The organism is Acidiphilium sp. 34-64-41 (assembly GCF_002282635.1).
In the GTDB taxonomy this organism is placed as follows: domain Bacteria; phylum Pseudomonadota; class Alphaproteobacteria; order Acetobacterales; family Acetobacteraceae; genus Acidiphilium; species Acidiphilium rubrum.
On the sequence record NZ_NCJX01000122.1, the window covers coordinates 1 to 6,599 of the forward strand.

Below are 6,599 nucleotides of genomic sequence, written 5' to 3' on the forward strand. Positions count from 1 at the left end.
CGCGGGCGGCGCCGAGGCGCCAACCTATGCCCAGCTTTATTCGGGAGCATGGGTCCACCCCACATGTAGTGGGTGTCTGACTTAACCGGATAGGCACGTAATAAACAATCAACCTCAATTTATCTCACATGCTTGCTCTCAGGACGCCCCCCGCGCGTGCGCATCGGTGCCCGCACTAAAAATAGCTCTTGACTCACTTGCAAGCGCGAGTCGCCCCATATAAGGTGCCGACCGCCGCCTTGCTCATAGCTCCTTCACCGCGTTACTGGTTCGGGTAAGAGCGACAGTGGGAGCACACTCGCTCCCATTTGCCAAACCTAAAACGGAGGTACTGACATACCGAAACCGCTTTAGGCCAAGAACATGCGATGCGCATGGCTCTCGTCCTTTTCTGTCAAGGAAGCCGGGGTAAAGCCCGGCACTCCGGGGTGCCCCATGCAGCCCCGCGCCACAGGCTCAGGGGCAAGCAGACAGAAAAGCTAAAAGAACGGCGATCGGCCCTGTTAGTTAGGGTATGTCGCAATAAAGAGTCAATGACTAATAAATCTTATTATTAAGACAATAAAGATTCAGTTTATTTAGAAAGAGCGCGCCACCGCGCCGCAGTTCCCCATCCCTCTTTCTCGACTGCATCGCGCCCCACAAACCGATTGAGCGTCCAGAGCGGTCGCCGCGTGAAGTCGCGCCTCATCTCAGTGTCATCGGGCGACAGTCCCTCAGCTCTCATGGGAATGCGCGCGATCTCCTCTGCGGTGATCCATGCGCCCTCGGCCTCCCGCAATGCGTCTTGGCAGCGGCGCGAAAGCTCCCCCGACACAACGAGCCGCGACCTGGCATGGCGCGTCGCAATGAGCCTAGCCGTGCGCAAGCTGGGAGTGAGTACCTTAATCGCGCAATCGATCTGGTGAAGTTCCGATCGCCGCGCCGTTACGCGCTTCTTTAGGGCGACGATATCCCGTTCGGCCTCGTTCCGTTTTACGATCAAAGCCGATATGAGTGCGTTGTTGTCCATACCCTAAATGTGCTATGAATCAGCGCGAAATGGCAGGTATCTTGTGGTGGTCTTCGCTACATAATACCGCAAATTCAAGGGAGTTTTTTTGCTTCTTTTTTTGCAAAAAAAGAAGTGCTTCCTTGCCTCGCCTCGACAGTGCGGCCGGTCACGGAGATATCGTTTGATGTCGAATGAATGTGGGCTTATGTGCAGGGTTCGGCAACATCCATAGGAGTGTGATCATGGCGAAGGTTTTGGTGCTTTATTACAGCACGTGGGGGCATGTTGAGGCGATGGCGGGTGCGGTGGCTGAGGGAGCGGCGGGCGCGGGGGCCAGTGTGACGATCAAGCGGGTGCCGGAGACGATGCCGGCTGAGGTTGCGGCTTCGATTCATGCCAAGACGGATCAGGCGGCGCCGGTGGCTGAGCCTGGCGAGTTGGCGGAGTATGATGCGATTATTTTTGGCACGCCGACGCGGTTTGGCAATATGTGTGGCCAGATGAGGAATTTTCTGGATCAGACGGGGGCGTTGTGGGCCAAGGGGGGGTTGGTCGGCAAGGTGGGGTCGGTGTTTGTTTCGACTGGCAGCCAGCATGGCGGGCAGGAGACGACGATTACTTCGTTCCATACGACATTGTTTCATCATGGCATGGTGGTGGTGGGGGTGCCGTATTCGGTGCCGGAGCTGAGCAACATGGATGAGATTACGGGTGGCACGCCGTATGGGGCGTCGACGATGTCGAAGGGGGATGGCTCACGGATGCCGAGTGCGAACGAGTTGGCGATTGCGCGGGCGCAGGGCCGGCATGTTGCGTTGATTGCGGCGAAGCTGGCGGCATAACTCATGGTTTGACGCGGCGCTGGTTGAAACTGAACTGTCATATGACAAGCGTCCTTGCGCGGGATAGACCGTGGGCCGAACCGAGTGAGGACGCATCATGACGATATCACGCCGCCGTTTTTTGGAATCGAGTGCCGAGCTGGGCGCGGTTTCGGTGCTGGCTGGCGCGCCGGCGATGGCGGCGGCGGGCGGTGAGGCGCGGTTTTTCGTGATCGGGGATTGGGGGCGCGATGGGAAGCACCATCAGCGCGCGGTGGCTGGCGCGATGGCGGCGGCGGCGGTGGCGGCTGATCCGGCGTTCATTGTTTCGGCGGGCGATAATTTTTATGAAGCCGGGGTGACGGGTTTGAGTGATCCGCAGTGGCGGACCAGTTTCGAGGATGTGTATTCGCAGGAGTCGTTGCAGCGGCCGTGGCATGTGATTTTGGGTAATCATGATTATCGGGGCAATGTCGAGGCGCAGTTGGCGTATTCGAAACTGTCGCACCGGTGGGAGATGCCGGCGCGGTATTATACGCGCAAGTTGGCGGTGCCGGGCGGGGGGGCGGAGATTTTTTATCTCGATACGTCGCCGTTCATTCGCAAGTATGCGGGCACGGTGACGAATACGGCGGGGCAAGACAAGCGGGCGCAGCTGGCGTGGCTGGAGCGTGGGTTGGCGGCATCGGGTGCGCGGTGGAAGATCGTGATCGGGCATCATCCGTTGTACACGGCGCTGGGCGGGCATGGGCATGATCAGCCGGACATGATTGCGGCGTTCGAGCCGGTGCTGCGGCGGCACAAGGTTGCGCTGTATATCAATGGGCATGACCATTCGATGCAGTATGTCGAGATGGGCGGGATTGCGTATGTGACGACGGGTGCGGGGTCGCACACGTATCAGCCGGGGCCGGCGAGCCGGGCGGGGTATTGCTCGGGCGATCATGGGTTTCTGGCGGTGGCGGTGGGTGCGGCGGCGGTGCGGCTGGATTTCATCGATGCGCGGGGGAAGAGCGTGTTCGGGAAGACGCTGGGGGTTTAGCGGCGCGGGCGTTCACGCCGAAATCGGTGCGCGGGGCCGTGCCGCAGCGGCCACGTTACATTCCCCAAGTAGCGCACTGATCCGTAAATTCGGTGCTGGCTTGCTGATCGTTGGCCTTGGGCTCTCGCTGTCGGGCTGCGTGGTCTATCCGGGCCGTCCGGGTGGTTGGTGTTACTGGCACCCGTATCGCTGCCGGTAAGCGATTGGGCAGCCAGGGTGGGCGCCCGTCGGGTTTTCGGTTGCGATGGGGACATCGAGGTTAGGGGAGGGGGCGTAGGAAGGTCTTGTTTTTTGTGAACAAAAAAGAAGACCTTCCTACGCCCCCTCCGCCATCCAATCCTCGATCAACCGCCGCGCGATCGAATCCTTCGGCGGCAGATTGAACCCCGCCTGCTTGCGGTTCACCAGATCCTCCCGGGTGAACCACGCCGCCGCCCGCATTTCCTCGTCATCCAGCGTAATCGCCTCGCTCAGCGCCTCCGCCCGATACCCCAGCATCAGCGACGCCGGAAATGGCCAGGGCTGGCTGCCGATGTAACGCACCGCACCCACCGTCACACCCACCTCCTCCAGCGTCTCCCGCCGCACCGCATCCTCCAAACTCTCGCCCGGCTCGACAAACCCGGCCAGCGTCGAAAAAAAGTTCCGCTCGACCGGAAACTTGTGCGACTGCCCAAGCAACACCCGCTCCCCCCGCGTCACCAGCATGATCACGGCAGGATCAGTGCGCGGAAAATGCTCCGTGCCGCACTGCGTGCACTGCATCGTATGCCCCGCCCGCTCCGCCACACAGGCACCCCCGCACAGGCTGCAAAACCGCGTGCGCGACTGCCAGTAGAGCAACCCCTTCGCCGTCGCGAGCAACCCCGCCTGCCCCGCCGGCAGCGTCGCGGTCAGCCCCCGCAAATCCAGAAATTCGCCGCCAGCCTCGGCCAGCGCCTCCAACGGCGCCTCAGTCGCTGAGAGATCGACCGCGAAGACCGGCCGCCCCGCCATCAAACCCAGAAAACTCCCCGCCAGCGCCGCATCGCGCGGCCGCGCCGTCAGCACCGCCTGCGGCGTGGCTTCCAGCTCCATCAGCAGCCGCCCCCGCCAATAGGGCACGAACAATGCCTCCGCACTGGCCCGCGCCTGCGCGATCCAGCCCGCATCGGTCCGGCGATGGCCGGCCCGGTCGAGCGCGGCGGAACTGTAGAGCAAGGCACTGGCGGCATTGGTGTCGGGCATGGTGCCAAACTGGCATCGGCCTTGCGCCGAGGCAAGCTTGCAAAACCGGGCCGGAAACCCGATAACGGCTCCGGGAGATCGGCCGCGGACGGGCGCCTCGCCAACCCGGTCAGGGCCGGAAGGCAGCAGCCGCAACGAGTTTCCGCACGGGTCGCGGACCCGGTCTCCCACCCAAACCTCTCACCGCATCGGGGACGCATGGCCGGGTTGTTCGACGATGATGATCAGCCGCCTTCACCTCCGGGTCCGTCCCTGTTCGGCGATGATCCAGCGCCGCAAGGCCCCGCACCGGTTCACGCGCAGGCCTACCGCGTCCTCGCCCGCAAGTACCGCCCCACCACCTTCGATGATCTGATCGGCCAGGACGGCTTGGTCCGCACCTTGCGAAATGCTTTCGGAATGGGGCGAATCGCCCACGCCTTCATGCTCACCGGCGTGCGCGGCGTCGGCAAAACCACCACCGCCCGCATCCTCGCCCGCGCGCTCAACTGCACCGGGCCAGATGGCCAAGGCGGCCCGACCCCCGACCCCTGCGGCGTCTGCGACAATTGCATCGCTATCCTCGCCGACCGCCACCCCGACGTCGTGGAAATGGACGCCGCCTCCAACACCGGCGTCGATGACGTGCGCGAAATCATCGAAGCCACCCGCTTCCGCCCGATGATCGCGCGCACCAAAGTGTTCATCATCGATGAAGTCCACATGCTCTCGCGCAACGCCTTCAACGCCCTGCTGAAAACCCTCGAAGAGCCGCCGCCGCACGTCAAATTCGTCTTCGCCACCACCGAAATCCGCAAAGTCCCGATCACCGTCCTCTCGCGCTGCCAGCGGTTCGACCTCAAACGCGTGCCGGTCGATACCCTCGCCGCCCATTTCACCCGGGTCGCCACCGCCGAAGCCATCACCATCGAACCCGCCGCGGTCGAAGCGATCGCCCGCGCCGCCGATGGCTCGGTCCGCGATGGTCTTTCCCTGCTCGACCAGGCGATCGCCCGCGCCGACGACGGCACCGAAATCACCACCGCCCTGGTCGGCGACATGCTCGGCCTCGCCGATCGCAGCTTCGTGTTCGACCTGATGGACACGATCGCCGCCGGCCGCATCGCCGATGCCCTCGCAGTGATGGACCGCGCCCACGCCCAGGGTGCCGACCCCGTGCTGCTGATGCAGGACCTGCTCGGCCTTGCCCACACGCTCTCGCGCCTGAAAACCATCCCCGACCTCGCGACCGGCAACACCCTCCCCGAACTCGAACGCACGCGCGGCGCCAGCCTCGCCGCCGCCCTCTCGATCCCCTGGCTCGGCCGCCTGTGGCAGATGCTCCTGAAAGGCATCGCCGAAGTCGAACAGGCGAGCGACCGCCGCGCCGCCGCCGAAATGATCCTGATCCGCCTGTGCTACGTGTCCGACCTGCCGCCGCCCGGCGACCTGGTCCGCCGCCTTTCGGCCGAAACCACCGCACCCCGCCCCACCATCGCGCGCGAACCCAGCGACCCCGCACCCCGCGCCGTGGTCAACGGCCCCGCCATCACCAGCGCCGCGCCACGCCTCGCCCGGTTCGAAGACGTCATCGCCCTCGCCGAAGACCGGCGCGACGCGCTGCTGACCAGCCAGCTCCGCCACGATGCCCGCATCGTCAAATTCGCGCCGCCGGTCATCGAACTGAACCTCTCGCCGGATGCCCCGCGCGACCTCTCGGCCCGGCTCGCCAAATTCCTCGAAGCCGAAACCGGCCGCCGCTGGACCATCGCTCTGTCCCGCGAAGCCGGCGCCCCCAGCGTGTTCGAAGCCCGCAACACCGCCCGCGACCTCGCCCGTGAAGACGCACTCGCCCACCCGCTGGTCCAGGCCATCTTTACCACCTTCCCCGGCGCCAAAATCACCAGCGTCGAACCCGAAGACCCCGAACCCCTTGCCGCACCCGCCGCTTTGCCCGAATACGAAGGCGACGACGCCCCCCCGATGTCCGATCAGGACATCGCCGACGCTATGGAGATCGATCGATGAAAAACCTCGCCGGCCTGATGAAACAAGCCCAGGCCATGCAACAGAACATGCAGGATATGCAGACCCGCCTCGAAGCCCTCGAAATCCAGGGCGAATCCGGCGCCGGCCTGGTCAAACTCACCCTCTCCGGCAAAGGCGTCCTGAAATCCGCCCTGATCGACCCCAAACTCCTCGACCCCAACGACGCCGAAATGCTGCAAGACCTCATCATCGCCGCACACCACGACGCCAAAACCAAACTCGAAACCATCACCGCCGACGAAATGCAAAAAGCCACCGGCGGCCTGTCCCTACCCCCCGGCCTCAAACTGCCGTTCTAAGGGACCGATCATGGGGCGCTGGCGAAGCCGGGGCGCTGCCCCGGACCCCGGCAAGGGGCGCTGCCCCTTGCATCCCCGCCAAAGACTTAGTCTTTGGAATCCACTCGTTCGGGTGAGAGGCCGGGGGGTGTGCGCCGCCTGCGGGATTAGCGCATGCGCGCTGATCCCGCAGGCGGCGCACACCCCCC

5 protein-coding genes and 1 other RNA gene are annotated in these 6,599 nt (G+C 64.0%); 5 read left to right on the top strand and 1 reads right to left on the bottom strand.

Annotated features, from left to right (window positions below; all coding sequences use genetic code 11):
• Window positions 1-1,236 precede the first annotated feature (1,236 nt).
• Together wrbA and B7X49_RS17305 are read left to right on the top strand one after the other, a co-directional pair.
• Window positions 1,237-1,836, top strand: coding sequence for an NAD(P)H:quinone oxidoreductase (gene wrbA, locus B7X49_RS17300; protein ID WP_286703687.1), 600 nt, complete (start codon window positions 1,237-1,239; stop codon window positions 1,834-1,836).
• Between the two features lie 97 nt (window positions 1,837-1,933).
• Entirely contained in the window at window positions 1,934-2,857 is a 924-nt protein-coding gene (locus tag B7X49_RS17305) for a metallophosphoesterase (protein ID WP_286703686.1), read from the top strand.
• Between the two features lie 315 nt (window positions 2,858-3,172).
• Here B7X49_RS17305 and nudC read toward each other — a convergent pair whose 3' ends face one another.
• Window positions 3,173-4,084 (bottom strand): NAD(+) diphosphatase, encoded by a 912-nt coding sequence (nudC, locus tag B7X49_RS17310; protein WP_286703685.1) that lies wholly within the window; start codon window positions 4,082-4,084, stop codon window positions 3,173-3,175.
• 73 nt (window positions 4,085-4,157) lie between these two features.
• Between nudC and ffs the strand changes: the two genes are divergently transcribed.
• From ffs to B7X49_RS17325, 3 genes are all read left to right on the top strand, one after another.
• An RNA gene (ffs, locus tag B7X49_RS17315) (signal recognition particle sRNA small type) lies at window positions 4,158-4,255 on the top strand.
• A gap of 27 nt (window positions 4,256-4,282) precedes the next feature.
• Window positions 4,283-6,091 (top strand): DNA polymerase III subunit gamma/tau, encoded by a 1,809-nt coding sequence (locus tag B7X49_RS17320; RefSeq protein ID WP_286703684.1) that lies wholly within the window; start codon window positions 4,283-4,285, stop codon window positions 6,089-6,091.
• Window positions 6,088-6,411, top strand: a complete 324-nt coding sequence (locus B7X49_RS17325; protein ID WP_286703683.1) for a YbaB/EbfC family nucleoid-associated protein — start codon at window positions 6,088-6,090, stop codon at window positions 6,409-6,411. Before B7X49_RS17320 ends, B7X49_RS17325 begins: the two co-directional genes overlap by 4 nt.
• Window positions 6,412-6,599 lie beyond the last annotated feature (188 nt).

Bases quoted from the DNA above. Each gene is read 5' to 3' on its own strand.
- wrbA (WP_286703687.1), top strand. From the start codon at position 1,237: ATGGCGAAGGTTTTGGTGCTTTATTACAGCACGTGGGGGCATGTTGAG.
- B7X49_RS17305 (WP_286703686.1), top strand. From the start codon at position 1,934: ATGACGATATCACGCCGCCGTTTTTTGGAATCGAGTGCCGAGCTGGGC.
- nudC (WP_286703685.1), bottom strand. From the start codon at position 4,084: ATGCCCGACACCAATGCCGCCAGTGCCTTGCTCTACAGTTCCGCCGCG.
- B7X49_RS17320 (WP_286703684.1), top strand. From the start codon at position 4,283: ATGGCCGGGTTGTTCGACGATGATGATCAGCCGCCTTCACCTCCGGGT.
- B7X49_RS17325 (WP_286703683.1), top strand. From the start codon at position 6,088: ATGAAAAACCTCGCCGGCCTGATGAAACAAGCCCAGGCCATGCAACAG.